The 25,390-nt window shown below is 72.5% G+C and carries 27 protein-coding genes and 2 tRNA genes; 22 read left to right on the forward strand and 7 right to left on the reverse strand.

From position 1 onward, the window contains the following. Nucleotides 1-49: 49 nt before the first annotated feature. The 3 genes from ACWD2L_RS24450 to ACWD2L_RS24460 form a co-directional block, all read right to left on the reverse strand. Nucleotides 50-122: transfer RNA gene (locus ACWD2L_RS24450), tRNA-Arg, on the reverse strand. 836 nt (nt 123-958) lie between these two features. Continuing rightward, nucleotides 959-1,876: a phosphotransferase gene (locus ACWD2L_RS24455; RefSeq protein ID WP_351332035.1), complete on the reverse strand. Its 918-nt coding sequence runs from the start codon at nt 1,874-1,876 to the stop codon at nt 959-961. A gap of 206 nt (nt 1,877-2,082) precedes the next feature. Continuing rightward, a tRNA-Ser gene (locus ACWD2L_RS24460) sits at nt 2,083-2,173 on the reverse strand. A 165-nt stretch (nt 2,174-2,338) separates the two neighbouring features. On the opposite strand from ACWD2L_RS24460, the gene ACWD2L_RS24465 reads away from it, so the two are divergent. Together ACWD2L_RS24465 and ACWD2L_RS24470 are read left to right on the forward strand one after the other, a co-directional pair. After that, complete coding sequence (locus tag ACWD2L_RS24465) at nt 2,339-2,779, forward strand: SSI family serine proteinase inhibitor (protein ID WP_451191307.1); 441 nt, start codon at nt 2,339-2,341, stop codon at nt 2,777-2,779. Nucleotides 2,780-2,973: 194 nt separating this feature from the next. Then, complete coding sequence (locus tag ACWD2L_RS24470; RefSeq protein WP_351332040.1) at nt 2,974-7,413, forward strand: PAS domain-containing protein; 4,440 nt, start codon at nt 2,974-2,976, stop codon at nt 7,411-7,413. 104 nt (nt 7,414-7,517) lie between these two features. Here ACWD2L_RS24470 and ACWD2L_RS24475 read toward each other — a convergent pair whose 3' ends face one another. From ACWD2L_RS24475 to ACWD2L_RS24490, 4 genes are all read right to left on the reverse strand, one after another. After that, nucleotides 7,518-9,170: a long-chain fatty acid--CoA ligase gene (locus ACWD2L_RS24475; protein ID WP_451191310.1), complete on the reverse strand. Its 1,653-nt coding sequence runs from the start codon at nt 9,168-9,170 to the stop codon at nt 7,518-7,520. Between the two features lie 75 nt (nt 9,171-9,245). Continuing rightward, nucleotides 9,246-10,976, reverse strand: a complete 1,731-nt coding sequence (locus ACWD2L_RS24480) for a recombinase family protein (RefSeq protein WP_451191312.1) — start codon at nt 10,974-10,976, stop codon at nt 9,246-9,248. Then, nucleotides 10,973-11,320 (reverse strand): hypothetical protein, encoded by a 348-nt coding sequence (locus ACWD2L_RS24485; protein WP_451191315.1) that lies wholly within the window; start codon nt 11,318-11,320, stop codon nt 10,973-10,975. The genes ACWD2L_RS24480 and ACWD2L_RS24485 overlap by 4 nt, the downstream gene beginning before the upstream one ends. 40 nt (nt 11,321-11,360) lie before the next feature. Further along, on the reverse strand, nt 11,361-11,810 hold the full coding sequence (locus tag ACWD2L_RS24490; protein WP_451191318.1) for a helix-turn-helix domain-containing protein: 450 nt from the start codon (nt 11,808-11,810) through the stop codon (nt 11,361-11,363). A 465-nt stretch (nt 11,811-12,275) separates the two neighbouring features. Between ACWD2L_RS24490 and ACWD2L_RS24495 the strand changes: the two genes are divergently transcribed. The 20 genes from ACWD2L_RS24495 to ACWD2L_RS24590 all read left to right on the forward strand — a co-directional run bounded on the left by ACWD2L_RS24495 (nt 12,276) and on the right by ACWD2L_RS24590 (nt 25,220). Further along, nucleotides 12,276-12,470 carry a hypothetical protein gene (locus ACWD2L_RS24495; protein ID WP_451191321.1) on the forward strand — a complete coding sequence of 65 codons (195 nt, stop codon included), beginning with the start codon at nt 12,276-12,278 and terminating at the stop codon, nt 12,468-12,470. A 68-nt stretch (nt 12,471-12,538) separates the two neighbouring features. Then, nucleotides 12,539-12,913, forward strand: a complete 375-nt coding sequence (locus ACWD2L_RS24500; protein ID WP_451191324.1) for a hypothetical protein — start codon at nt 12,539-12,541, stop codon at nt 12,911-12,913. Beyond that, a complete protein-coding gene (locus ACWD2L_RS24505; RefSeq protein ID WP_451191326.1) occupies nt 12,910-13,290 on the forward strand; it encodes a hypothetical protein in 381 nt (126 codons plus the stop codon). The genes ACWD2L_RS24500 and ACWD2L_RS24505 overlap by 4 nt, the downstream gene beginning before the upstream one ends. Continuing rightward, nucleotides 13,287-14,543 carry a recombinase RecT gene (locus ACWD2L_RS24510; RefSeq protein ID WP_451191329.1) on the forward strand — a complete coding sequence of 419 codons (1,257 nt, stop codon included), beginning with the start codon at nt 13,287-13,289 and terminating at the stop codon, nt 14,541-14,543. Before ACWD2L_RS24505 ends, ACWD2L_RS24510 begins: the two co-directional genes overlap by 4 nt. Beyond that, on the forward strand, nt 14,540-15,196 hold the full coding sequence (locus ACWD2L_RS24515) for a hypothetical protein (protein ID WP_451191332.1): 657 nt from the start codon (nt 14,540-14,542) through the stop codon (nt 15,194-15,196). The genes ACWD2L_RS24510 and ACWD2L_RS24515 overlap by 4 nt, the downstream gene beginning before the upstream one ends. After that, nucleotides 15,193-15,435 (forward strand): aromatic ring-opening dioxygenase LigA, encoded by a 243-nt coding sequence (locus ACWD2L_RS24520; protein WP_451191335.1) that lies wholly within the window; start codon nt 15,193-15,195, stop codon nt 15,433-15,435. Before ACWD2L_RS24515 ends, ACWD2L_RS24520 begins: the two co-directional genes overlap by 4 nt. Nucleotides 15,436-15,499: 64 nt before the next feature. Beyond that, the gene (locus ACWD2L_RS24525) at nt 15,500-16,402 is read left to right on the forward strand and encodes a hypothetical protein (protein WP_451191337.1); all 903 of its coding nucleotides are present in this window, start codon (nt 15,500-15,502) and stop codon (nt 16,400-16,402) included. After that, nucleotides 16,399-17,097, forward strand: a complete 699-nt coding sequence (locus tag ACWD2L_RS24530) for a zinc finger domain-containing protein (RefSeq protein ID WP_451191340.1) — start codon at nt 16,399-16,401, stop codon at nt 17,095-17,097. The genes ACWD2L_RS24525 and ACWD2L_RS24530 overlap by 4 nt, the downstream gene beginning before the upstream one ends. Beyond that, entirely contained in the window at nt 17,094-17,654 is a 561-nt protein-coding gene (locus ACWD2L_RS24535; protein ID WP_451191342.1) for a hypothetical protein, read from the forward strand. Before ACWD2L_RS24530 ends, ACWD2L_RS24535 begins: the two co-directional genes overlap by 4 nt. Beyond that, on the forward strand, nt 17,651-17,812 hold the full coding sequence (locus ACWD2L_RS24540; protein ID WP_451191344.1) for a hypothetical protein: 162 nt from the start codon (nt 17,651-17,653) through the stop codon (nt 17,810-17,812). The genes ACWD2L_RS24535 and ACWD2L_RS24540 overlap by 4 nt, the downstream gene beginning before the upstream one ends. Nucleotides 17,813-17,941: 129 nt before the next feature. Then, a complete protein-coding gene (locus tag ACWD2L_RS24545; protein ID WP_451191347.1) occupies nt 17,942-18,463 on the forward strand; it encodes an HNH endonuclease signature motif containing protein in 522 nt (173 codons plus the stop codon). Beyond that, nucleotides 18,463-18,966, forward strand: a complete 504-nt coding sequence (locus ACWD2L_RS24550) for a single-stranded DNA-binding protein (protein ID WP_451191349.1) — start codon at nt 18,463-18,465, stop codon at nt 18,964-18,966. The genes ACWD2L_RS24545 and ACWD2L_RS24550 overlap by 1 nt, the downstream gene beginning before the upstream one ends. Nucleotides 18,967-19,052: 86 nt before the next feature. Continuing rightward, the gene (locus ACWD2L_RS24555; protein ID WP_451191351.1) at nt 19,053-19,721 is read left to right on the forward strand and encodes a hypothetical protein; all 669 of its coding nucleotides are present in this window, start codon (nt 19,053-19,055) and stop codon (nt 19,719-19,721) included. Continuing rightward, complete coding sequence (locus ACWD2L_RS24560) at nt 19,718-19,867, forward strand: hypothetical protein (protein WP_386480341.1); 150 nt, start codon at nt 19,718-19,720, stop codon at nt 19,865-19,867. The genes ACWD2L_RS24555 and ACWD2L_RS24560 overlap by 4 nt, the downstream gene beginning before the upstream one ends. After that, nucleotides 19,864-20,763: a hypothetical protein gene (locus ACWD2L_RS24565; protein ID WP_451191353.1), complete on the forward strand. Its 900-nt coding sequence runs from the start codon at nt 19,864-19,866 to the stop codon at nt 20,761-20,763. Before ACWD2L_RS24560 ends, ACWD2L_RS24565 begins: the two co-directional genes overlap by 4 nt. Next, on the forward strand, nt 20,760-21,026 hold the full coding sequence (locus tag ACWD2L_RS24570) for a hypothetical protein (protein WP_451191356.1): 267 nt from the start codon (nt 20,760-20,762) through the stop codon (nt 21,024-21,026). Before ACWD2L_RS24565 ends, ACWD2L_RS24570 begins: the two co-directional genes overlap by 4 nt. A gap of 19 nt (nt 21,027-21,045) precedes the next feature. Next, nucleotides 21,046-21,873 carry a hypothetical protein gene (locus tag ACWD2L_RS24575; protein ID WP_451191359.1) on the forward strand — a complete coding sequence of 276 codons (828 nt, stop codon included), beginning with the start codon at nt 21,046-21,048 and terminating at the stop codon, nt 21,871-21,873. A gap of 210 nt (nt 21,874-22,083) precedes the next feature. Further along, nucleotides 22,084-23,757, forward strand: a complete 1,674-nt coding sequence (locus ACWD2L_RS24580) for a hypothetical protein (protein ID WP_451191361.1) — start codon at nt 22,084-22,086, stop codon at nt 23,755-23,757. A 61-nt stretch (nt 23,758-23,818) separates the two neighbouring features. Continuing rightward, nucleotides 23,819-24,697, forward strand: a complete 879-nt coding sequence (locus ACWD2L_RS24585) for a hypothetical protein (RefSeq protein ID WP_451191364.1) — start codon at nt 23,819-23,821, stop codon at nt 24,695-24,697. A gap of 85 nt (nt 24,698-24,782) precedes the next feature. Further along, nucleotides 24,783-25,220, forward strand: a complete 438-nt coding sequence (locus ACWD2L_RS24590; RefSeq protein ID WP_451191367.1) for a hypothetical protein — start codon at nt 24,783-24,785, stop codon at nt 25,218-25,220. Nucleotides 25,221-25,390 lie beyond the last annotated feature (170 nt).

The following is a 25,390-nucleotide window of genomic DNA, read 5'->3' on the forward strand; positions in this document are numbered from 1 at the left end:
GAAAACGCAAGAGGCCCCGGACTCATCGTCCGGGGCCCTCTGACCAGTGTGCACTCGGCAGGATTCGAACCTGCAACCTTCTGATCCGTAGTCAGATGCTCTATCCGTTAAGCTACGAGTGCTTGCTTTTTTCTATTTTTCCTTGTCCCCGCTCCCGGCCTTTCGGCCCGTCCCGGCGACAAGAAGAACATTACATGACTGCCGCCGCCATGTGAAATCCGATTGCCCCACCTGGCCTGACCTGCGAAAACGCACTTCGAGGCAGTCAGCGGCCACCCCCGAAAAGCACCGAAGCCCTGGCCCCCAGGACCGTGTCTTCGGATCTTGCTGCGGAGACGCAGGGACCGCCCCTCGATGGGGGTAAACCCCACGCCGCATCAACAACGGTCTGCCCCTCGCCGAACGACCACGAGGGGTGACTCCCCCCAAGCACGTCATCGCAGGTCATTCAGAGAGGCTGGCCCACACCGGCGACTCGCGGCCAAGGGCGGCTGTGCCAGTCGCCTGCCATGACGAGGCACGTCGCCCCGAGGTATGTGGGACCCACAACGAACCCCTGTGATCAACTTTCGTCCGCCTAGCCCCGCCGCTAAGCGTCCCCCGCACACATCGACAGCCGGGGGGGGGATTATCGAGCGGGAGTGAAGACAGTGAGCCGCATGCCGAACACAACCGGCGAGGCCCTTCCTGGCGGCGACCTCTTGATCGTGATCGGGATCTGCATCCTCATACTGGCTGGGCTCGCCCTCTACTCCAACTGCCGGGGGCGCAAGTGAAGCCGCGCACACGCGTTGAGCGGACGCGGCCATGCTTGCGCGGACCGGGCGGTACAAGCATCGCGGCCTGCGCGACGCGCACCGGCTTCTACTCCTTGGGTCACCGCTCCCGAAGCCGGGTCAGGAGCCCTTCGTCGTCGACGTTGAAGCCTGATCGACCTGACGACCTCTCCTGAGAAGCACTAGGCATTCGCTCGGCGGAGACGTTCGTCTGCTTGTGCGCGGACGGCGTCACCGGACTTCGGGGGGTCGTCGTGCAGCGCCTCCCAGCGGGCATTGTGCGCCGCCGGCCACAAGCTGGCGGCCCACGCGATCTCCTGCTCCTCCACGGTGAAGCTACGACCTCGGAGATCCTGATAGGCCTCCAGGAACGCGGAAGAACTCTCGACCGGGGCCAATGTCGGCGGCGAGACGCTGGCGAACGCCCCGCACGCCGCACCCACCAGCGCCGCCTCCGGCTGCCACGCCAGGCTGTCCCAGTCGTGCACGGCCCACACGTCATCGTCGTGCCAGCGGAGGTTTTGCGCTTCGAAGTCGGCGTGGCCCAGCACGCACGGTAAGCCGGTGGCCAGCAGCCGCGTCCGGGCTCGCTCGGCTGTCTCGACGACATACTCAGGCACAGCGCTCTGGTCCCGCTCATCGAGGAAGTCGATGGCCGGCCACGTCCCTGAATCCGCATGGTCCCAACGCACCCAGCGCGGATTCGGCGGCGGCGCCGGGGTCACATCGGCGAGTTCGGCCATCAGCCAGGCGAACACCGCCGCGTAGCGCACAGCGACGTCCGGCGAGTTGCCGCCCAGCAGTTCCCCGCCTGCCCGAGACTCCTCGGCGTGTACGGCCAGCGCACCGACGCCGACCACGGGCGTGAGCGGCCGGGCGCAAGGAAACCCGCGTTCCGCCAACCGGGCCTGGGCGGCGAGACACGAAGCGGCCCGGCCGTCGGCCTCCCGCGCTTTCACCACGACGTCTCGTCCATCGACCAGCTTCAGCCCGAACACCGCCGATAGCGACCGCCGCTCGAACAGCACACTGGCCGGCTCGTTACCCAACTGGTCCACACACCAGCCGCCCAACCAGCGCGGCAGGTCGTCCAACGTCATAGCGGCGACTGTGCCATGTGCGTCGGGTGCAGCGAAGGCGATCAGACGAACCGCCTCACCCCGGCGAACAAATCTGGCCCAACTGGACACTCGGCGCGGTCACTGTCGGATGGCCCGGACGATCAAGGTTCCGATGTGCTGTGAATTCGCCCCGGAAACGACCGAGGGAGCCCATGCCGAATGACATGAACTCCCTGGTCAGCGTGCGGAGGCGGAGGGATTTGAACCCTCGATGGGGGGTAAACCCCAAACCGCATTAGCAGTGCGGCGCCATAGACCGGACTAGGCGACGCCTCCAGCGCAGCTCCCTCTCGCGGATGCGCGAGTGGGTGCGTGCAGATGATGACACAGCTGAGCGGCGCGTCACCAATCGCCTCCTACGGTACTAGGAGGGCAGGCCACAGGGCAAAGCCGGGGGTGTCGGGCCGCAACGTCGGGGTGGGTACGGGCGTTGAACACGGCATGTTCATGCGCATCTCTTCTCGACTCATCGCCTCCGTCGGCTCCGTCGCGTCCGTCGTCGGCCCGCTCGCCCTCCTCGCGGCCACTCCCGTCGCCGCGCACGCGGACACTGGGCTCGATCACCTGACCGTCACCGTCGCCGACTCGGACAACGGCGGCGACGGGACGTACGAGCTGGAGTGTTCGCCGGTAGGCGGGACGCACTCGGATCCCGGCGCGGCCTGCGGGCGGCTCGGCGAGCTGGAGGCACAGGGCGTGGACCCGTTCGCCCCGGTGGCCGACGACGCGCGCTGCACCATGCAGTACGGGGGCCAGGCCACCGCCCGCGTCACCGGGACCTGGCACGGGCGCTTCGTCGACTCCTCCTACTCATTGAGCAACGGGTGCGAGATCGCCCGGTGGCAGCAGCTCGAGCCCGTGCTGCCTGCGACGGGGCCGTGACCCTCGGTCCCACGGTCACAGACTCGTGACTCGGCCCGCCCGGGATCCCCACATCCTCTACGTGGGCTCCGTCGCATCCGGCGCCTCGAGTTCAACCTCTGCCCGTAGACTCCCTCCCGTGATACGTCGTGGGCCACGAGGCAAGATGGTCCACGCGGTCGGCAAGTCGCAGTAATCAGGGAGGAACCGTCGTCGTGAGCAGCAGGCCATCCCGAGGCGCTGCTCGCCTCGCAGCCATACTTGACGCGCTTCCGGACGGGTTGTTGCTCGTCAACACCAACGGAACCGTGGTCAACGCCAACTCCATTGCCCTGGAGTCCTTCGAGGCCCCGGGCACGGCACTTGTGGGGCGCGGCCTGCTCGACCTCCTGCCCGAGTTCGACTCGCGGCTGATCCCCGGCTCCATGCGCCGGCCCGACACCGCGACCGACGAACGCGGGCGGACCAAGCCGACGCGGATGACCGCGCGCCGCACCGACGCCGTCGAGTTCCCCGTCGAGGTGACCTCCGCCAATCTCTCCGACGGCGCGCGCGAAGCGATGGATCCGTACGGCACCGGTGGCGGCCAGAGCTACAGCGGCTCCGAGCTGCTCATGCTCGTCGTACGGGACCTGTCGGGGACCGTCGACACCGAGGCCGAACTGGCCCGCTCGCAGCGGCAGACCGAGATGATTCTGCGCGCCGCGTCCGAGGGCGTCGTGGGCACCGACACCGACGGGCGGATCGTGCTCGTCAACCCTGCCGCCGCGCAGATCCTGGGCTTCCGGGCCAGCGATCTGGGCGGGCAGGAGCTGCATCCGCTCATCCTGCACTCGCGTCCGGACGGTGAACCGTTCCCGTACGAGGAGTCGCCGCTCGCCGACACGCTGCGCTCCGGGCGCAAGCACCGGGTGCGCGGACAGGTGCTGTGGGCCAAGAGCGGCGCGAAGGTGCCCGTCGACATGACGACGGCGCCGGTCCGCGACGGGGACCAACTGGTCGGCGCCGTCATGACGTTCGCCGACCGCCGTTCCGCCGAGAAGCAGGCCGTCGAGCACGCCGAGGAGATCGCCCGGCGCGACGAGGCCGCAGAGCAGGAGCGCGAGGAGCACGCCGCCGAGCTGCGGCGGGTCGGTGAAGAGGGCGCCGCCGAGCTGGCGCGGGTGCGCGAGGAGCTGGGCTCCGAGCTGACGTCCGTACGCGAGGAACTGGGCTCCGAGCTCACGTCCGTACGCGAGGCGCTGACCGGTGAACTCGCCGCCGTCCGCGAGCAGCACGCCGAGGAGCTGTCCGCCGAGAAGGAGCGGGGCGCCTCGCTCGCGGAGCGCGAGAAGGACCGCTACGAGGCTTTGGCCGCACGGCACACGCAGCTGCTCGCCGTGCTCGGGCAGTCGCTGCGCGGCCCGTTGGACGAGCTGCGCCGCGAGCTGAGCCAGCTCGCCGCGGACGACGCCGGCCAACTGTGGCCCGAGGCCAACCAGGTGCTGCACCACCTGGCCGCCGGGTACTCGCGGATGACAACGCTCGTCGACAACGTGCTGGCCTATCAGACCTTGGACGAGGGCGGTTCCCTGCTCTCCCGTACGAAGGTCATGTTCGACGCCGTCGTGGCCGCCGGTGTCGACGGGGCCGTCGAGCTGATCGGGCCCGGCCGGGTGCAGTTCGCCGTGCACGCGCCGCCGATAGAGGCCGAGGTGGACGCTGGGCGGCTCGCGACCGCGCTCGCGCATCTGATCGCCGACGTCGCCGGGATCGACGCGACCGGCAACGCCCGGGTACCCGCTACCTCCGGGTACGTCGACTCGACCGTCGTCGTGGCCGCCGCGCAGCGGGGCGCGAACGTACGCATCGAGGTGCGCGGTCCCTACTCGGGCGGCGACCCGGTGCACGAGCCGATCGTGCACGGCATCGTGCGGGCGCACGGCGGTGTGCTGCAGACGCACGAGATGCCGGGGATGAGCGGCAGCGCGTACGTCCTCGAAGTACCGATCGGGACGGGGGCCGGGGTCGTTCCTGATGGTGGGGGCGTTCCTGCCGCCGGGGTCGTTCCCGGGGCCGATGGTGGTCTCGATCAGGAGGCGGGGCCCGATGAGGCTCCCGGCGGTGTGCCCGCCAACGTCTCCGTCGAGGGCTCCGAGGCCACCGATTCGCACGATGCCTCCGCCAAGGCGAACCCGAACCTTCCCGCGCAGGCCACCGGTGGCGGCAGCAGGCGCCGCAGGGCGCGGCGGGCCGCCGGGCCCTCGACGGACGCGTTCCTGGAGAGCAGCGTCTCGGGCGGTGGGCAGCCGGAACCGGCTCCCTCCAGCGGTACGGGCCGCAGGCGCGGACGACCTGCCCCGGAAGAGAACGCCGCCCGGGGCGCCGTGGTGACCTCGTCCGAACACGATGCGGCTTCCCCGACGTTGGGTGAAACGGTGCCGCCGCAGGGCGTGCCCTCGCCGACCGGGCGCAGGGCCCGGCGCGGCGGGCATCAGGAGCAGGCCGCCCTGCCCGCGCTGCCGTCCGGGTCCACCCCAGCGGACGAGCAGGGCGCCGAACCGGCTCAGGGCGAGCTGGAGTTGGCCGGTGCCGGGGCCCCGCAGCCCTCCGGGCGCCGAGGCCGGCGCGCGCTCAGCAACGCGCAACCGGCACAGGACGCGCAGGGCGCTCCGGCGGTGCGCGGGCAGCAGGCGAAGGAGCAGCAGGCGGGTCCGCGCGAGGTGTTCGCGCTGCCGCCCGCCGAAGCCGACCGCACGCCGGAGTACCGGGCAGAGGCCAAGGCCGAGGCCGAAGCGCGGGCCGAGGCGCAGGCGGGCGAACAGGCCGGTCGGCAGGCCGATGTGCAGCCCGCTCCCAGTGACGTACCGCAGGACGCCCCTCAGGAACGCGGCGCGCAGCCACAGCCGCAGCCCCTTCCGGTGCCGGACGAGGCGCACCAGCACGACACCGCCGAGGCGCACCCCTCCGCGGGCCACACGCCGCCGCAGCCGCACCCGGCGCAGCCAACTCCCGCCCTGGGTACGCCCACGACGGGTGGCGCGGGCGCCGCGCTGCCGCCGGAGAACAAGCCGGGGAGCGAGCCGGGTACGGAACCGGGTACGGAACCGGTCAGCAAGCCGGAGGAACCGGCGGCGGACCAGGACCTAGCCCAGGCCCCTGCCCCTGCCCCTGCCGCGATGCAGGCGAAGCCCCAGCCGGAACCCGAATCCGCGGCCCAGCCCGAACCCCAGCCGCAGACCGCCCCGGCCGACGAACCGGAAAGTGACCCGGCGGCCCCGGCCGAGAGCGCCCCGACCCCCGCCGCGGCCCAGCCGCTGCCCGCCGAGGCCCCGAAGCCGCAGGCTCAGGCTCAGGACCCGGCCCCTTCCGGTGACACGAACTCGACGCAGGGGCGGGCCTTCAGCGTGCGGACGCTGGGGCAGGGCGTGCCGTTCGGGCGCCAGGTCGCCTCGCAGCAGCGTCGTCCGCAGCCACCGGTCCAGCCGCTGCCGCCGCAGGCTCCGCCGAAGCCGGGCGCCGCGCCGCAGCCGAGCCCTGCGGCAGGCCAGACGCAGGGCCAGACACAGGGCGGCTCCGGCACCCTCGGTGGCTCCGGACGGCGCCGCAAGCTGTCCAACCGGCAGGAGAACCGCAAGGAGCAGCCGGACACCGGCAGCACCCCGCAGCCCCCGGCGCAGACCACCCCGCCGCCGAGCACCCGGGCCCAGGGCACCCCGCCCCAGGGCGCCGCTCCCGGCACGCCTCCGCAGGGCACCCAGGCCGGTGCCCAGGCCCGGCCGCACCCGCAGCAGACCCCGCTCCTGTCGCCGAACGCCTCCGAGGGCGGCGGTCGCGCCTACGCGATAGGCGCGCCCGACCAGGACGGCGTCGAGGGCCCGGAGCCGCTGGACGGCCCCGGCGGTGCCGTGGAGGTCGCGAACCGGCCGCAGCCGATGCCGATGGACGACGAGTTGCCGCCCGAGCCGCTCGACAACCCGCGCCGACTCCTCGTCTGGCCCGCGCCGGACGTGTCGACGCAGCAGGCGCTCAGCGACCGCGGCTACCGCCCGGTGACCGTGCACTCCCGTGAGGAGGTCGACGCGCAGATCGCGGCGTTCCCCGCCGCACTGTTCGTGGACCCGCTGACCGGGCCGATCACGCGGACCGCGCTCCAGTCGCTGCGCCAGGCGGCCGTCGCCGCCGAGGTGCCGGTCCTGGTGACCGCGGGCCTCGGACAGGCGACGCGCGAGGCCGCGTACGGCGCCGACCCCGCCGTGCTGCTCAAGGCGCTCGCCCCTCGGGACAGCGAGCAGCACCCGCCGCGGGTGCTGCTGATCGAGGAGCACGAGGAGATCGCGCTCGCCCTGACCGCGAGCCTGGAGCGGCGCGGGATGCAGGTCGAGCGGGCCGCGAACGACGCGGACGCGGTGGCCATCGCGTCCGAGCTGCGGCCGAACCTCGTGGTCATGGATCTGCTGCAGGTACGTCGCCGGCAGGCAGGCATCATCGACTGGCTGCGCGCGAACGGGCAGTTGAACCGCACTCCGCTGGTCGTCTACACGGCCGCCGTGGAGCCCGCCGAGCTGCCGCGGCTCGCGGCGGGGGAGACGGTGCTGTTCCTGGCGGAGCGGTCGACGAGCACCGAGGTGCAGGGCCGGATCGTGGACGTACTGGCGAAAATCGGCACGAACTGAATCTCGAGCCCTGAATTTCGGGTCCTGAGCCTCGGGCTCCGAGCCTCAACACACGTACGGGGGCGGCCCTTTCGAGCCGCCCCCGTTTCACGTGAAACAGGCCGTCACAGCCTGGTGACGTCCAGGTCCCCCTCCGCGTACTGCTTGCGCAGCACCTTCTTGTCGAACTTGCCGACGCTGGTCTTCGGGACCGCAGGGATGATCGTCCAGCGCTCCGGCAGCTGCCACTTCGCGACCTTCTCGGCGAGGAACGAACGCAGCGTCTCGAAGTCGGCGCTCGCCCCCTCCTTCAACACCACCGTGGCGAGCGGCCGTTCGCCCCACTTGTCGTCGGGGACGGCGACGACCGCGGCCTCGGCGACGTCCGGGTGGGACATCAGCGCGTTCTCCAGGTCGACGCTGGAGATCCACTCACCGCCGGACTTGATGACGTCCTTCGCGCGGTCGGTGAGCGTGAGGAAGCCGTCGGGGCTGATGGTGCCGACGTCGCCGGTCTTCAGCCAGCCGTCCTCGCTGAACTTGTCCTCCGGGCGCAGCACTTCATTGCCGGAACCGCCGTAGTACGCGCCCGCGATCCAGGGGCCGCGCACCTCCAGCTCGCCCGCGGACTCGCCGTCCCAGGGCAGTTGCTCGCCGCCGGGGCCGGTGAGCCGCCCCTCGACGCCGGCCGGGAAGCGGCCCTGCGTGAGCCGGTACGCGAACTCCTCCTCGCTGCCCGGTGCGGCGCTCGCCGGGGGACGGGCGACGGTGCCGAGCGGCGAGGTCTCCGTCATGCCCCAGGCGTGGCAGACCCGCATGCCCAGGTCGTCGAACGCCTTCATCAGCGAGGGCGGACAGGCCGCCCCGCCGATGGTGACCTGCGTGAGCGTGGAGACGTCGCGCGGCTTGGCGGTGAGCTCGGCGAGCAGGCCCTGCCAGATGGTGGGGACGGCGGCGGCGTGCGTGGGGCGCTCGGACTCGATCATCTCGGCGAGCGGCGCGGGCTGCAGGAAGCGGTCCGGCATCAGCATGCTCACGCCGGTCATGAACGTGGCGTGCGGCAGGCCCCAGGCGTTGACGTGGAACTGGGGGACGACGACGAGCGAGGTGTCGGCGTCGGTGAGGCCCATCGACTGCGTCATGTTGACCTGCATGGAGTGCAGGTAGATGGAGCGGTGCGAGTAGACGACACCCTTGGGGTCGCCCGTGGTGCCCGAGGTGTAGCACATGGCGGCGGCCCGGAGTTCGTCCAAGTCGGGCCAGTCGTAGGTGGTCGGCCGGTCCGCGATCAGCTCCTCGTACTCGTGCACCTGCGCGGAGGCGCCGTCGAGTACGGAGCGGTCGCCGGGGCCTGACACCACGATGTGCTCGACCGTCGGCAGCTTCGAGAGCAGCGGGGCGATCATCGGGAGCAGCGAGCCGTTGACGAGAACGACCTTGTCGGCGGCGTGGTTCACGATCCACGCCAACTGCTCGGCGGGCAACCGCAGGTTGAGCGTGTGCAGGACGGCGCCCATGCACGGCACGGCGAAGTACGCCTCGACGTGCTCCGCGTTGTTCCACATGAGAGTGCCCAAAACATCCGACTCGCTCACTCCCAGTTCGTCGCGGAGTGCGTTCGCCAGTTGTGCGGCGCGGTTGCCGATCTCGGCGAAACTACGGCGGTGCGGTTCAGGCTCGCCGGTCCATGTGGTGACCTGAGACGAACCGTGGATCTTCCGGCCGTGTTCCAGAATCCGCGAGACAAGCAGCGGTACATCTTGCATCGTGCCGTACACCGGTGGGCCTCCCCATTGAGTTACGCGGCGGTAGCGCCTGTCCGCGATTCTCGGGGCATACCACGCGGTATGTCACTACCTCGGGGGAATCTGTTCCCAGGTGTCTGGACGTGTCCAGAGTTCGGCGGACAGCCACAGGCCGGCCGTAGCGGTCCCAAACGGCCCTCGACAGATACGGGCCCGCTCCCACGGGTCCGGCTCCCACAGGGGGTGCACCGTCACCGCGACGCCCTCGCCACCCGGGATCGGCTCGCCGTTCTCGTCCTTCTTACGGGACAGCACGACGCGCCGTACCAGTTGCTTGATCATGGCGTTCCGCTCGGACGTGTTGAACGTCTTCCACTCGGCCGCGGTGCTCACGACCAGCCGGTCGAAATCTGAGCGTCGGGGCGCCTCGGCTACGTCGGCCTGCTTCTCAAGCTCGCGCTTGATCCGCTCCTGACGCTGCACGTAGGTGTCGCGCGCCCGCTCGAACGCCCCCGCCGGGTACTTCTCGGGGTGCTCGGCCTGGTCCATGATCAGGCGGGTAAGGGCGGCCTCGGCCGTCTCATACTCCGCCGTGAGCCTGGCGCGGGCGAGCTTGGCGAGGGCCCGCTCGTCGACCTTCACCTGTTCCTTTTCGGTCGGCGGCGCGGTGTCGACGCCCGGCGCGGCCTCACGCATGAGCCACTTCTCGACCTCCTTCTCGACGGGGACGCGCTGAATCCAGATGCCTTCGCACTTGGTGCCGCCGGACGCTGCACGCTGCGAACAGCGGTAGGCGTGACCGTTGAGGTTGATCACCTCGCCGGCGGCGTTCCTCCACCTGTTGGTGGTCATGCTGGTACCGCCGCGGCACGCGTCGTGACGGACGATGCCCGTCAGTTCGTACATGGCGTTCCGGGCCCGTGGCGGGGTGTTCTGGACCTCCGTGCGCCTGGCGCGGTACTTCTGCCACAGGTCGTAGTCGATCAGTTCCTCGTGTGCGCCCTGCGCGAAGAAGTAGTTCGGGCAACTGCCGTTCGTCCTCCTTCCGTTGCACTTGCAGTCGTCGTCATGGATGCGGAGCAGGCCGGCCGGGAATCCGCCGTCCATGTAGCGGGTGAGGGTTTGCGTCGTCCACAGGGTGCCGCGGGTGGTGCGGTGCCCGTTGTTGTTGAGCCACCCGCAAAGCGAGGCGAACCCCTTCGGCTTCGTGGGGTGCGTGTACATGCGATACAGCTCGGCGACGATCGGGCCGACCTCGTGGTGAGGCTCGTACTTCTCGTCTTGCAGCTTCTCGGTTCGGGCGTCCCATCGGCGATGCCAGATGTACCCGAATCGGGGGCGCCCGGTGGCCGGGAGTCCCTGTGCCCGGCGGTGCTGGTGCGTTTCGGCCCATGCCTCGCCGATGCGGTCGCTTTCGAACGCGGCGAACTCAAGGATCATTCCGCGCTGGAAACGGCCGATAGCGGTCGTGGCGTCGACCGGTTCGGTCGCGCTGACCAACTGTCCGCCGATGGATTCGACGCGCGCGAGGTTGATCGCGTTGCCGGCGCGGTCGCGTCCGAAGCGCGAGTATCGCCATACGGCGATGCCCTTTTCTTTCCCCTTCTCGACGATCTCGATCGCCCGCATGATCTTGCGCTTGAAGTTGCGGCCGGTCGTGTCGAGGTCTTCGATCCATTCGGTGATCTCGGCCCCGTTGCGCTTGGCCCATTCGAGGATCGCCGCGCGCTGGATCTCCGGACTGATCTTCTCCTCTTTCCAGGTCGAGACCCGGATGTATCCGACGTACGGAGCCAGCTTCGTACGTTTGAACGTGGCAGGTATCTGCGCTGTTGTCACAGTGCCTTCCGTTCGGGTTGGTGGATGTGGTGCGGGCGCAGTGTGATCACGTTGCCCGCGACCTGCTCGCGGTCGGTGCGCCGGCCGCCGTGGGGCGACTGGGGTACGTCGAGCAGGCCGCGCGCGACGTGATCGAGGGCCCGGATGTAACCCGCCTGGTCCGCCGCTTCGAGCTGTTCGCGACTTACGCGCTGGGAGTTGTGCACGGCGCGGATGACGAACAGCGGTACGGCAGTGAGGACACAGAACAGACCCACCCGCCATAGATCGTCGTTGGTGCCGAGGAGGCCCATGACTCCCGCGGACAGTCCCACCAGAAGTAGGGCGATGGCGAGAACGGGCATGTAGCGGTGAGTCACTGTGCGGCCTCCGTGCACGTGCGGGTTAGTTCTCGGCGATGCGTCCCTCGCCGTTTTCGGCTCGCTGCTTTCGCAGGGTCTCGGTCATGGAGACGAACAGCTCGACTTTCTGGGGGTCGGTGATGCCCAGTTCCTCGGCTGCTGCCTCGGGGGTCAATGGGTCGGTGCGGGGGGTCTGTTGGCGGATGGCGAGCAGCACGTCGCGGGTGAGGATGCCGGCGGCGACCAGGACCTCGGCGAGCGGGAGGTCGAGGGTTTCGGCGAGCGCTTCGAGTACGCGCGTCTCTGGCATCCCTTGGCCGCGGAGCATGCGGCTGATGGATGCCTGTCCGATGCCCGAGTCGGCGGCGAAACGTGTCTGCCCGCCGCCCCTAGGTCGTAGGTCATAGCCGCGACGTTCGAGTTGCGCTCTCAGCCAGTCGGCAAATTCTTCGGGCGTGGCCCGGTTGTTCCGCGGGGGGTTCGATCGATCCATGGATGGAACATACCGCGCGTGGGGCGTGCCTACCACATGATCGTTTAAAGGCGCCCGGAATATACGCGTTTGCCACGGTCCACCCCCCTGAGCTGCGGCGTTGCAGTCGAACAGGTGACCGATTGTTGTCGGGCATATGCCGCCTGTCAACAGACTTCGGAGGTTCGCCCTCCGCTCGCATATGCCAGACCGAACACCCGTCCGTCGTGCTAACGTTCCATCCGTGGATAGAACAAACCATCCACGGAAGGACGATGCCGCTATGTACGACCGCGCCACTCTGGTCACAGCCGCCCAGGCAGCAGGCGACCGCAACCCGTCAGACACCGCAAGGCGGTTGAAGGTTGCACGTAATACCGCATGGCGTCTGTGGCACGGACGCACCGCCCCAAGTGCCGCCATTGCCGCGGCAGTTGAGGAGCACTACGGCGTAACCGCTGGTCAACTGGTCAAGCGGGCCGCCGCATGACTGGCCCCGTGATCTCCCGCGAGCAGGCGTTCGCCAACGCCCGCCGGGTCCTCGACGCCGCCCGCGACCGCCGCGACAGCGACCGCGCCGCCGGCCGCCTCGACCCCGAGGCCGAACTCATCTTGCGCCGCCTCGAACGGCAGCAGCGCGCCGAGCAGGCGCCCGCCGTCGAGCACCGCGCCGCCGCCTGAAACGCGCGAGGGCCGCCCGGAAGCGACCCGGACGGCCCCGCCCGACCGAACCCCGAGAGGTACCGATCGTGAACACCACCCAGCCTACCGCCGCCCCCCGCGCCGCCCAGGCCGTCGAGGGCGCCCTCGCCGCCCGTAAGCACCTCGCCCGCACGGGCGTGATCGCCCGACAGCTCGACCAGATCGCCCCCGGCACCGCCCGCGTGCGGATCGTCCCCGTGACCACCGACCGCGACGGCGAGCAGCGCGTCGCAACGTGGGTCGGCCTCGACGACGCCCTCGGCCTGCCGCTCAAGGCCGACCGCGCCGCGCACCGCGCCGCCCGCGGCCTGCTCCGCCGCGCCTTCCCCGCCGCCGACTGGACCCGCCCCCACGCGTACGACGTCGCGGCCGGCGACCTCGCCCTCGACGCGCCGACCCTGCCCGAGGAGCTGCACCAGTGATCCGCCCCCAGCTCAGCGCCGACGGCCTCGCCGTCCGCCTGCCGATCGCAGCCCGCGCCGAGTCCCTGCTCGACGACCTCGCCCTCGCGTACGCCGAGGACCCCGACACCGTCGGCGCCCTGCTCACCCACCACGGCGACAACGTGCGCGCCCTCGACCACGCGATCTATGCGGTCGACATGCCCGAGTACGAGCGCGCCATGAGGGCCGCCGCCGCCGACGGGAGTCGCGAGGCCCTGGCCGCCGAGTGCCCGATCGCCGTCGACCTCGACGACCTGCTCGACCCCGACTCGGCGATCACCCTCGCCGGCCGGATCACCAGGCTCGCCGGCCGTATCCGCCACACCCCCGCACAGAACAGGAACACCCGCTCGTGACCGTCACCACCCTGCCCACCGCCCACGCCCCGGCCGCGGTCGCGCCCGCCCGCGGGGGCGCCCTGTCCCTCTCCCAGATGTCCCCTTACGAGGCGTGGCAGTTCTGCGAGTCCCTGGCCAACACGCCTCTACTGCCTGACGTCTACCGCAAGAACCCCGCATCCGTTCTGTGGGCACTGGAGTACGGCCGCGCCCTCGGCCTCGACGTCGTCACCACCATCACGACGATTCACGTGATCAAGGGCAAGCCGTGCCAGTCCGCCGACCTCATGCTCGGCCGCGCCCGCTCCGCCGGGCACCGCGTGCGGATCAAGTCCGAGCGCACCCGGTGCGAAGTCCGTATTCAGCGCCACGACGACCCGGACGACGAAACGGTCGTCGAGTGGACCCTCGACGACGCCGTGACCGCCGGCCTGTGCACGCTCAAGAACGACCGCCCGTACGCCCGCGACAAGCACGGCGACCCCACCCCGTGGGAGAAGTTCCCGCGCGCCATGCTGCGGGCCCGGTGCATTGCCGAGGGCGTGCGCATCGCGTGCCCCGAAGTGCTGCACGGGGCGATCTACACGCCCGAGGAGTTGGGCGCCGTCGTCGACCAGGAGGGAAACCCGGTCGCCGTCGAGCGGACCGACGCCCCGCCCATGCAGCAGACGGCGACCGTCGTGCAGTCGACGCCGAACGGCCCCCCGGCCGCGACCGCGCCGACGCGCGACTACCTCGCCGAGGCCGCGGAGACGGCCGACGCCGACCAGCTCGCCGCGATCCTCGCCGACGCCGAAGCGGCCGGCGCCCCCGCGGACTACATGACGTGCCTCGGCGAACTCCGCGACGCGCACGCCGCCGAGACCGTCGGCCCCGTCCGCGAGCTGCACGCCGCCGCCAAGGCCCGAGGCGTTCACCCCGACCACCTCGCCCGCCTGGTCGCCATCGGCGCCACCAAGCCGGGCGCCAAGCAGCAGACCGGCGGGGGCGAGGAGCGGTCGACGCCCGAGGAGCAGGGCCCCCCGGCCGGACCGACGCCGCACTCGGTTTCCGACGCGGTCGCCGCCGAGGGCGCCATACCGGCCGGCGTTGCCAACGCCGAGCAGGTCGCCGCCGAGGCCGAGAACCGGCTCAGGCTCGCCGCGAGCCGCGCCCAGCTCGCCAACCTCGACGAAGCGTTCGAGCGCGTTCACGGCCTGCCGATCGAGCACGCCCCGGCCGCCCAGCTCGACGCATTCCGCGCCATGATCGAGAACGGGGGCGCCCAGTGACCGAGCAGCCCCAGACCGAGCAGGCCGAAGCCAAGCCGACCGCACCCGACCCCGTCGTCGTCCGCGACGCCGTGACCCGACAGGCCGTCCTCGGCGCCCTGCTCGACCACGTCAAGGACGCGTACAAGGACGCCAAGAAGACCGCCGACGACCTGCTCGACAAGTCGCACAAGGCCGGCGGGACGACTCAGGTCGACGCCCTGTTGCCCGACGGGACGAAGGTCGGTTCGTCGTCCCGTTCGGGGGGCGAGCGCGAGGCCCAGGTCGTCGACGCCGAGGCGTTCCGCGGGTGGGTCCGGGACAACTACCCGACCGAGCACGTCGTCGAGTTCGTGCCCGCCCAGGTGCTCACCAGCGTGCGCCCCGGTTTCGCCGGCAAGGTGCTCGCCGAGGCGACCGCGGCCGGTACCTCCCAGTTCGTCGACGGGACGTCCGGTGTCGTGCACGACGTGCCCGGCGTCGAGTTGAGGCCGTCGAGGGCCGCCTCGCACCGCCTCACCTACACCCGGGGGAGCAAGGCCCAGCCGACCAGCGGGCGCGACCTGGTCGCCGCCGCGTGGCGTGCGGGCGTCCTGGTCGAGTTCCTGCCCGCCCTCGCCCCGGCCGCGCCGACGGCCGCGGCCACCGCGCCGGCCGAGGAGCCCGAGCAGTGACCCGGGCGACCGCCGCGAGCCTCGCCGCCATGCGTCGCCGCCTCGACGAGCCGCCGCCCGAGAACGTGCCCGGTCAGCTCGCCGTCGACGTCCCGGCCGGCGAGGAAAAGCCGCCGCCCGCGTGCGGCCACGGGAACCCCCAGTGCGGCGCCCGGCCCGTCCGGTTCTACCCGTGCGGCCACCGGTGCGAGGAGCACCAGCCCAGCCGGACCCGCCCGTATTTCACTCCCTCGCCTTGACCGGCCCCCCGGGGGCGAGGCCGCCCTCGCCCCCGGGCCCCCAGCACGACAGGAGCGCCACCCCGTGACCCTCGACGCCATGGATTGGGTGTGGACCCGCGCGAAGGCGCGCGGGAACGCCCGCCTAGTCCTGCTCGCCGTCGCCGACGCCGCGACCGGCCCCGAGGCCACCGCGCGCATGGGTACGGCCGAGTTCATGCGCCGCCTCGCCGCGTCCCGCTCGACCGCCCGCGCCGCCGTCGACGCCGCCCTCGCCAGTGGCGAACTGGTCGAGGACGAGCCCGCCAAGGGCAGCCGCGCGACCCGGTACAAGCTCCCCGGAGCCGTCGGGTACCGCCGGACCGCCCGCGCTACCGGGCCGGAATCCGGCCCCATAGCCCCGGAGACCCCCGGGCCGGAATCCGGCCCCCTACCGGCTACCGGGCCGAATCTCGGCCCCTCTACCGGGCCGGAGTCCGGTCCCCTCGCAGATACCCCGGAGACCGGTTACCGGGCCGAATCTCGGCCCCTTTGGGGACCGGATTTCGGCCCCCAACACCCACCCATAGAGGGATTGAGTGAAGGAGGGAGCGAGCGTGCACGCGACGCGGTCGCAGTGATCCCCGAGTTCGCCCGCTCCCTGGTCGACCAGATCACCGCCGCCGGCGTCCTGGTCGCGTGGAACCTCGCCCCGGCCGAGTGGTTCATCGTCGACGCCCTGGTGAAGCGGTCCGGCCTCGACATGCTCGCTACCGCCGCCGTGCAGGCCGCCGCCCGCAACCGCAAGGGCGTATCGCACGCCCGGTACTTCCTGCGGGCGTGGCAGTCGCTACCGCCCGCCCCGGCGCCCGGCACCGTCCCGGCCGCCGCTCCCGCCCGGCCCGCCTCGAACGTGATCCCCCTCGACCGCGCCCAGCCCCGCGGACGCGTCGCCCAGTCCGCCGACTACCTCGCCGAAGCCCTCGCCGCCATGGAGGCCCAGCCGTGACCCCCCGTGAAGTTGCCGCCCTGATCGCCTACGTCGTCAAGCTCGACCCGCGCCTCGCCCTCGACGACCAGGCCGCCGCCGCCGAACGGCTCGCCCAGTGGTGCGACCTGCTCAGCGACGTTCCCGCCCAGGCGCACGGGTGGGACGCCGCCCGCGTCGCCCGCGACTACATAGCCCGCAACCCGTACCGCATCCAGCCGTCGGACGTGTCCCGGCCGTGGCACACCCATAAGGCCGACGTGATGGGCCGGCACGTGGGCACGTTCGAGCCCACCGCGCACCCGGAGATCGACCCGGACGACGAGACCGGCGACGCGTATGTCGCCGCACTGCGCCGCGAGCGCGAGGCCGTTGCCGCGGGCCGGATCGCACCCGTCACGCTCCGCGCCATCACTGCGGGCCCGGCCGCCGCCGAGGTCGAGCGTCGCCTCGCCGCCCTCGGCGAGTACATGCCCCGCAGCGTCAAGCAGGTGCTTGCCGAGCACCGGCCGCGCCGGACCGAACGCGAGCGCGCCGCCGTCGAGGACCGCCCCGACGCCCTCGACGTGTCGTGCGCATACGAGCACTGCCTCGCCCCGGTCGGCGAGCCGTGCCGCAATGCCCGCCGCCAGGTCCGCGCCAAGCCCCACCCGACCCGCCTCGACCGCGCCACCGTCCACCACGCCCGCCGCCAGGAGCAGGAGACCGCAGCATGAGCCCGACCCCGAAGCAGGCCCGCACCCACCGCCGCAAGGCCGCGACCGGCGACCGGACGAAGAACGTCACGTTGTGGCGCGTCGAGGCGAGTTGGGACCACCGTCCCGACGCACCGGTCGTCATCCGGACGTCGGACAAGAGGCAGGCCCGCCGCAAGGTTGCCGACCTCGCCGACAAGGGCGCGTACGTGATCTTTCAGGAACACGAGGGGTGGGACCGGTGGCGCACCGTGCGCGAGGTCGACGGCGCCGCCCTGCTCGCCGAGCGCGAGGCCGAGCAGCAGCTCGCCGCCGCCGGGCACCCGCCGGCCCCGCCCGCGTACCGGCCGGACGCCGACGACCGACACCGCACGTGGCTCGCATGGATGAGCGCCCGCGCCGAGGCCGACCGCCGCGCCGCCGAGCAGGCCGCCCGCGAGCAGGCCGAGGCCGGCGCCCGCCGCCGTCGCCTCGCCGCCGAAGCGCACCGCGACGCCCGCGCCCTGATGTGCCCGCCGGCAATCGTCCGGCCCGAGAACCGGCAGCGCGCCCGGCACATCACCGGGGCGCAGCGATGACCCCGGCCGCCCTCGCCGTCGTCCGGGCCGCTGTTGAGGACGCCCAGCGCGACCACGTCGAGCAGCCGGCCGCGGTCGTCGACCGGATCGCCAGGGAGCTACGCCACCAGGGGTGGACGCTCGCCCCGCTCGAACAGCCCGAGCCGCACGCAGCCTGACGCCCAGCACACGGGGGCGAAACCGATCGAACAAGGGTCGCCCCCGTGCTGTATCTTCCATCCATGGATGGTTCGAGCCATCCGAGAAAGTACGTCCAGTCGTCGACCACATCCCGCGGAGGTACGTCCATGAGCCGGCCCACAGCCGCCGAGCGCTTCGCCGCCAAGACGACCCCAGGGACCACCCCCGACGGCCCCAACACCCCAGACTCCCCGTGCCTGTTGTGGCCCGAGGGCAGCCTCGACCGCGACGGTTACGGCCGCTTCTGGATCGACGGCCGAGTCGTCCCCGCGCACCGCTGGTCGTTCGAGCAGAAGCGCGGGCCCATACCGGCCGGCCTCGAACTCGACCACACGTGCAGCGTCCGCCGATGCGTCGCCGACGACCACCTCGACCCCGTCGACCACCGAACCAACGTGCTCCGCTCGACCGGCCCCTCGGCGATCAACGCCCGCCGCACCAGATGCGTGAACGGCCACGACCTCACCGACCCGGCCAACGTCCGCGTGAGCTACCCCCCGTCGCACCCCAACGGGATGCGCAAGTGCCGCACATGCGCCCGCGACCGCGCCCGCCGCACCCGCGAGCCCCAGCTCGCCCCCGTCGCCACCCTTCCCACCCGCACTACCCCCGAGAGGACCGCCGCGTAATGGCTGGAGAGACCCCGATCACCGTCGTTGGCAACGTCGTTGCCGACCCCGAGTTGCGATTCACCCCCGCCGGCGCCGCCGTGGCGAACTTCCGGATCGCCTCGACGCCCCGCACGCTCGACCGCGCCACGAACGAGTGGAAAGACGGCGACACCCTGTTTCTGTCCGTCAGCGTGTGGCGCCAGCAGGCCGAGAACGTCGCCGAGTCCATCAAGCGCGGCGACCGCGTGATCGTCGTCGGCCGCCTCGGACAGCGCCAGTACGAGAAGGACGGCGAGCGCAAGTCGTCGTACGAGGTACAGGCCGAGGACGTCGGCCCCGCGCTCAAGAACGCGACCGCCCAGGTCTCCAAGAACGGCCAGCAGAACGGCCAGCAGCGCGCCCAGGGATACGGCCAGGGGTACGGCCAGCAGGCCCCCCAGCAGGGCTACGGAGCGCCCCAGGCCGACCAGTGGAGCACCCAGCAGCCCCGCCAGGGATACACCGACGAGCCGCCGTTCTAGGCCCTCGCCGCGACCGGTCGCGGGCCGCCCCATGCGCGGGCGTGCGCGCGTCTACCACCCACCACTGACACAGGAGCGAACCCACCATGACCCGCATCCCCGACGCCGTCGCCGTCGCCTCGCTCGACACGCACCGCCTGATCGTCGCCGTCCCGAACCACGGCCCCGCGGAGGTGTCGTGCAACCTCCCGCGCCCCGTCGCCGCGTCCGTACTGCGACAGCTCGCCGACGGCCTCGACAGCCCGGCCGGCCAGTGCGAGACCGCGCTCATAACCGGCCGCCCGTGCCCCGTGCACGACGCCCCCGCCTCGCCGTCCCAGGCGCAGCGCCCGGCCGGCCTCGACGCCCTGCTCGGCTACGTCGCCGCGAGCATGGTCGACGAGGAGCAGGCCGCCGAGGAGCCGGCGCCGCTCACCCCGGGCGACGTACGCGACGCCCTCGCGTTCAACGCCGACGAGCGCGACCAGGTGCTCGCCACGCTCCGCGACGTCCTGCTCGACACCACCGCGCCGCGTGACCCCGAGCAGGCCCTCGGCGCCGCCCGCATCATCCTCGCCGCGCACGCTCAGCAGCTCGCCGCCCTGGTCGAGGTCGAGCGCGCCGAGACTCACACCCGATGGGGACTCAACCGCTCAACTCGCGGAGTGCTCACCGGGTACAGCAGCGCCCGCCGCACCATCCGGACGTACGCCGACCGCCTCGCCGACGAGCAGGCCCTCGCCGAGGGCGCAGCGAACGAGCAGGCCGGCCAGTGACCCCGGCCGTCGCCACCGCGGCGAACCTCGCCGTCGCCGTCGTCCTGCTCGCCGCCTCGGCCCGCCTGATCGTGTGGGCCCTGTCCGGCGAGCCCGGCCGCGTACACCACCCCCAGCACGACGACCAGGAGCAGCCGCCCGCATGAGCCCCCGCACCCAGCAGCGCGCACCCAAGGGACGCGACCGCGACCGCGTCGACCGGCGGGCCGTCGTCGACGTCCTGCTCGCCCGTGCACACCGGGGCGTCCTGTCCACGGCCGAGGGCGCCCTACTCGCCGAGCACGTGCGCACCGAGCAGCACCTCGCCGACGAGACCCGCCGCGCCATGGCCGGCACGACACAGGCCCTCGAACGCGCCCGCGCCCAGCTTGCCGCCGCCGAGGCCGCCATCGTCGAGGCCGAACGCGACCGCGACCAGGCCGAGGAGCGCGCCACGGAGGCGAAGCGCGTCGCCGGCGAGCAGGCCGCCGCCGTCGCCCGCGTCGTCGCCCTGGTCGGCCGTCACGCCGCCGTACCGGCCCCCGCCGTATGGGCCGCCGTCGACGCCGACCCCGTCGAGCACCGGACCGCCGACGACCGCGCCCGCCGATGGAAGGCCGAGCAGGGCGCCGCCCTCGACGCCGTGTCCCGCGTGCGCGTCCTCGCCCAACGGATGCGCGCCGGCTCGCCCCAGGGCGCAGCAGCGATCTACGCCGACCGCATCGAGCAGGCCCTCGACAACGACCGCCGCGCCCTCGACCCCGACACCGCGATACGTGCCCAGTTTCTCGACGCCGCCGACTCGACGACGGCCCGCCTCGCCGAGCAGAAGCGCGAGCACGACGTCGCCCTCGCCACCGTCGAGGAGCGCGCCCGCCGCCTCGGCGCCACCATGCAACGCACCGTCGACCACTACCGCGAGCAGGTCGTCGCCGTCCGGGCCGCACTGCCCGACGAGCCCCGGCCGCGCCTCGGCCTACCGACCGACCTCGCGTACGCCAACGGCCGGCACGACCTCGCCGAACGCATCCGGTACGTCCTCGACCAGGCGCAGCAGACATGACCAGCCCGCCCCCGACCCCACCGACCGTCGACCCCGAGCAGGTGCGCGCCGCCGTCGAGGAGGTGCGCACCGCGCTCAGGGCATGGGCCGAGGCCGTCGCCCCCGCCGTCCGGGCCGCCGCCCAGGCTTTCGCCCAGCTCGCCGAGGCCGCGCGTACGGCGAGCAGGGACGACTACGCCCTCGCCCCGCCGCGCCCCGGCCGCCGCGACCGCCCCGCATGGCAGAGCCCTTACGGCCCGCCGCCCCGCCGCCGTCAGCACTGAGCACCAGGAGCAACCGCACATGACGACCACCCCCGGCCAGCGCGCCGCCGACGACCTCGCCGCCGTGCGTGAGTCGTGGGGCGACCTGCTCGCCGCGATAGCCGAGCCGCCGCGCGCCGCGGAATGGATGCCGTACGAGCGCCGCGGTTTCCTCGACCAGCTCGCCGCCAACGACCGCGCCGACGACGACCAGGCCCTCGCCGAGGCCGCCGTCGGCCGTCTGCCGCTCATCCTCCGCGAGCACCCCGCACCGGCCGATCTGCGGGCCCTCGACGCCGCCCTCGACGTCGAGCGCGAGGTGTTCGACATGTGCGACACCGTCGCCGAGCGCGTGCAGCTCCCCGCCCGCGACCGGCACGGCCGTTGGACCCTCGGCAGCGCCCCGAGCGACCCGCGCTTGTGGAGCCTGCCCACGTACCGCGACGCGGGCCCGACGACGATCGCCTCGACCGGATCGCGCGTGTTCGGCCTCCATTGGGCCGCCGTCTGGTTGGAGGGCCGCGCCCTTGACGACCAGGCCGACCGCGACTTGTTCGCCCCCACCCCCGCGACCCTGGTCGACCAGATCGCCGAGGTCGCCCGGACCGCACGCCGCCGCGTCGAGGGCGCCCTCGGCCGCACCGCCCGGACGATCACGCTCGACGAGCCGTGCCCGTTCTGCCGCGCCGGCCGCATCACCGTGCACAACGGAGGGGGCGACCCCCAACAGGCCGTGGCGACCTGCTCGACCGGGCCGACGTGCCCGGCACCGGTCGAGGCCGAGCGAGGCCGCCGGGCGTGGCGAGGGCCCGCCCTGGTCGGCCTGTTGACCGCGCTGGAGTCGAGGCGCACCGCCCCGGCCGCGTAGGGCGCAGCACCCCCACACCCCCGGGATACGGGCCCCGGGGGTGTTGGCATGCCGTCCCCGAACCGGCCCGATCACGGTTCGGTAACGCTTGCTGCAACCGTTGCTGTAATGACTACAGCAACGGTTAGTGTTGGCCTTCCTGACGGGTCCTCACCCCGACAGGACCGCCGGCCCTCACCCGGCACCGACACGAACCAAGGGAGCGACCCCATGGACCTGTACCGACCCGCCAACCCCCGCAGCCGCGGCGCCGGCCACTACCGCCGCCCCGGCACGTCCGCGAGCTACTGCGGGCGCACCGTGCAGGCGCAGCCCGTCACCGAGGCCGACGTGACCGGCGTGTGCCAGCAGTGCGCCAAGGGCGAGCAGCGCGACCGCGTCGAGGCCGAGCAGGTCGTCGCCGACCGCAACCTCGACGGCCCGACCCTCGCCGAGCGCGCCGGCGTCCGGTACTGCCTGGTTGGCACCGGCCGCCGCGTGCACTACTCGAACAACGACGACACCCTGTGCGGACGCGAGGTCACCCAGTACACCGACGGCCCCGACAAGCGTCACGACTTGCTGTGCTCGCCGTGCATCAAGGCCGCCGAGAAGCGCGCATACGCCCGCGCCCTTGCCGCCGCGTCGCCGCTCGCCGCCGCCGCGGTCGACCTCGCCGAGACTGTCGAGCAGGCCGACGCAGAGCAGGCCGCCGAGGAGCGCGCCGAGCGCCGCCAGCACCTCGCCGACTCCCGCGGGGCGAACGCTTACGAGCTTGCCGTCGCCGCCGTCCGTCAGGTCGTCCGCGAGTTGCCCCAGGCCGGCACCTACCGTGTCCGCGTCGTCGAGGGCAGCCCCGAGGCGACCCTCGCCCGCGACGACCTGCACGCCCTCGCCTACAGCGGACACACCACCGCCGACGCCGTCGCCCGCGTCCGCACCGCCGTCGCCGCGCACATCCGGCACGGGGAACGCGAGGTGCACATCATGTTCCCCGCCCTCGGCATGCGCCCCGCCCTGTACCTGCCCGACGTCATGGCCCTGTTGAACCGTTGGGACGACCAGGCCGTCGCCGAGGCCGGCGAGCAGTTCGACCGCGCCGCCCGCGCCGTCGACGCCGTCGAGCACGCCGAGCAGGTCGAGGCCGGCGTCGAGACCGTCGAGGACGCCGAAGCCCTGTACGCCGCCGCCCTGGTCACCGAGGCCGAGGCCACCGAGGGCACGTGGCGGGGCGCGTGGATCGGCGAGCAGCCGGCCGCCGACGTCCTGTTCGCCGTCGAGGGCACGGTCGAACAAGGCGCCCTATTCGCCCCCGTGGCCACCGTCCGCGAGCCGATCGTCGCCCGCGCGAGTTTCCGCCCCGCCGACCTCGCCCGGATCAAGGAGAAGGCCGACGCCGACCGCGCCGCGTACCGCGCCGAGAGCGACGACCGGATCGCCGCGGAGTGCGCCGCCCACGGCGTGGCCCCGTCACAGGGCGTACGGGACCGGATCGCCGCCCGCGCCGCCGAGCAGGCGCCCGCCCGCCGCGTGATCGAGGGCGTCATCGTCCAGCACGCCGGCACCGCCGAGGGCAGCACCCCGAGCAACGCCTCGCACCCCGACGTCGTCGCCGCCCGCGCCGCCCTCGACGGCCTCGCCGTCGCCACCATGACCGACCACCACGACGTGACCGAACCGACCGAGGACGAACGGCACGTGCGCGGGTACCTGGTCGACCCCCGCGAGGGCGCCCGCGTGGCTGTGTACTGGCTTGAGGGCGGGCGCATCATCCGCCGCGACGACTCGTGGCACGGCCCGAGCCTCGATTGCCTCGCCGACCGCCTCACCCGCCGCGGCTGGACCGTCGAGAAGATGCTCAAGTCGTCGCAGTGCGTCTTTGCCCACCGGCCGGCCACCGACTGACCGCCGACCGGCCCGCCCTCGCCCGAGGGCGGGCCCCGTACCACCGACAGGAGCCCCCGAGATGAGCAACGAGCAGCCGCACGACGACGAGCAGGGCGTCGAGCCCACCGCCGCCGAGTACACCCGCGCCGACGCGTCGAAGTTCCCGACGACACCGGCCGGGCAAGAGGCCGCCGTCGAGGGCATGGCCGCCGCCAAGGGGTGGACGTCCGGCCAGATCAGCCGCGCCGTCCGCGCCGCCCGCGTCGAGCCGACCCTCGCCGAGTTCCGCGAGCACCTGGTCGAGGGTGCGCAGCAGGTACCCGCGTTGCAAGCCGGCATCCTGCGGGCCGTCGTCGACCTGGTCGACAACTACACCGCCGACCGCGCCGGCCGCCCCCGGGGCGAGAGCGCCGCCGCCGACGGACCGGCCGATGTGCTCAGCCGCGCCGCCCTGGTCAACCTCGCCCGCGACCATCGCACCGTCATGCGCCCGGATGTTGGCGGGCAGGCGTACGACGACCTGATCGAGGAGGTCGCCGACACGTTCACCCTGTCCGACGTCCGGATCATGCGGGGCGCGTGGACCGCCGTTACCGAGGCCATGCCGCGGATTGCGTACGTCGCTCGCCAGGGTGGCAAGAGCCCCGACGAGATCGCCCAGGCGACCGGCTACACGTCGAGCAGGGTCGCCCAGTTCATCCGGCAGGAGAAGGAGCGCGCCGCCGCCGTCCCGCTCACCCGGTACACGTTTCGCGTCGACGTGATGGGCGCCGAGGGCGAGTGGACCGACCGCGAGGTCGGCGAGGAAGAACTCGACCCCAACAACCTGCCGGCCGAGGCGAACCGCCTGATCGACGAGAGCGGCGCCCGCACGGGCCGCGCCCGCATCTTCCTGTGGGAGGGCGACGAGGGCGACGACGCCGACGCCGCGCACACCGTCGACCGCACCCGCCACTAGGCCCGCAGACGCAAGCGGGCCCGCCCGGTCCCTCACAGACCGTATGGGCGGGCCCTGACCACCGCAGAAGGAGCGACCCAACCCGATGGCTACCGAGAAGCGTAACCAGAAGACCAGCCCGCCCAAGCCGGGCACCCGTCCGTCGATCCGAGTCGACGACCAGCTCGCCGCCGACCTCGCCGTCGTCATGCGTACCGACGTCAACCTGTCCGACGCCGTGCGACGGGCCGTCCGACAGCTTGCCGACATGTACCGGACCGGATGGGCCGAGGGTGTCGTCGCCGAGGGCACCGCGCCGACCCTGCTCGCCTACCAGCTCCAGCAGGACCCCGCCATGTTGCCGCCCCGTCCGACGCCCGCACCGGCCCCGACCAGCGCGTATGACGCCCGTCGGCAGCCGTCGGCGCTCCCCGTCGGACGTCCGGCCGCACCGGTCGCACGCCCATGGGCACCGGCCCCCGGCCGCGGGCCCCAGGTAGCACGCTCCGGCCCGATCCCGGGCGTACCCGTCCGACAGCCGTAGGACAGCGCGCGGGGACCGTCCGACAGCGCGCGACCGGACGCGCCCCCGCGTAGGCGCGCGCGCCCCCGAACGGACTTGCGCCGTTATCGATCTGTGACCTAATGTTGGGGCCGTCTCCGGCGTGCCCGGAACTCCCCAGACCGCGCCCCCGCGAGCGACTACCGCCCCCG

The organism is Streptomyces sp. NPDC002754, from assembly GCF_053592315.1.

Coding starts and splice junctions, on each gene's coding strand:
- ACWD2L_RS24465 (WP_451191307.1), top strand. CDS start 2,339: ATGTTCATGCGCATCTCTTCTCGACTCATCGCCTCCGTCGGCTCCGTC.
- ACWD2L_RS24565 (WP_451191353.1), top strand. CDS start 19,864: ATGAGCCCCCGCACCCAGCAGCGCGCACCCAAGGGACGCGACCGCGAC.
- ACWD2L_RS24540 (WP_451191344.1), top strand. CDS start 17,651: ATGACCCCGGCCGCCCTCGCCGTCGTCCGGGCCGCTGTTGAGGACGCC.
- ACWD2L_RS24585 (WP_451191364.1), top strand. CDS start 23,819: ATGAGCAACGAGCAGCCGCACGACGACGAGCAGGGCGTCGAGCCCACC.
- ACWD2L_RS24485 (WP_451191315.1), bottom strand. CDS start 11,320: ATGCCCGTTCTCGCCATCGCCCTACTTCTGGTGGGACTGTCCGCGGGA.
- ACWD2L_RS24545 (WP_451191347.1), top strand. CDS start 17,942: ATGAGCCGGCCCACAGCCGCCGAGCGCTTCGCCGCCAAGACGACCCCA.
- ACWD2L_RS24490 (WP_451191318.1), bottom strand. CDS start 11,810: ATGGATCGATCGAACCCCCCGCGGAACAACCGGGCCACGCCCGAAGAA.
- ACWD2L_RS24570 (WP_451191356.1), top strand. CDS start 20,760: ATGACCAGCCCGCCCCCGACCCCACCGACCGTCGACCCCGAGCAGGTG.
- ACWD2L_RS24575 (WP_451191359.1), top strand. CDS start 21,046: ATGACGACCACCCCCGGCCAGCGCGCCGCCGACGACCTCGCCGCCGTG.
- ACWD2L_RS24495 (WP_451191321.1), top strand. CDS start 12,276: ATGACTGGCCCCGTGATCTCCCGCGAGCAGGCGTTCGCCAACGCCCGC.
- ACWD2L_RS24535 (WP_451191342.1), top strand. CDS start 17,094: ATGAGCCCGACCCCGAAGCAGGCCCGCACCCACCGCCGCAAGGCCGCG.
- ACWD2L_RS24555 (WP_451191351.1), top strand. CDS start 19,053: ATGACCCGCATCCCCGACGCCGTCGCCGTCGCCTCGCTCGACACGCAC.
- ACWD2L_RS24590 (WP_451191367.1), top strand. CDS start 24,783: ATGGCTACCGAGAAGCGTAACCAGAAGACCAGCCCGCCCAAGCCGGGC.
- ACWD2L_RS24455 (WP_351332035.1), bottom strand. CDS start 1,876: ATGACGTTGGACGACCTGCCGCGCTGGTTGGGCGGCTGGTGTGTGGAC.
- ACWD2L_RS24580 (WP_451191361.1), top strand. CDS start 22,084: ATGGACCTGTACCGACCCGCCAACCCCCGCAGCCGCGGCGCCGGCCAC.
- ACWD2L_RS24550 (WP_451191349.1), top strand. CDS start 18,463: ATGGCTGGAGAGACCCCGATCACCGTCGTTGGCAACGTCGTTGCCGAC.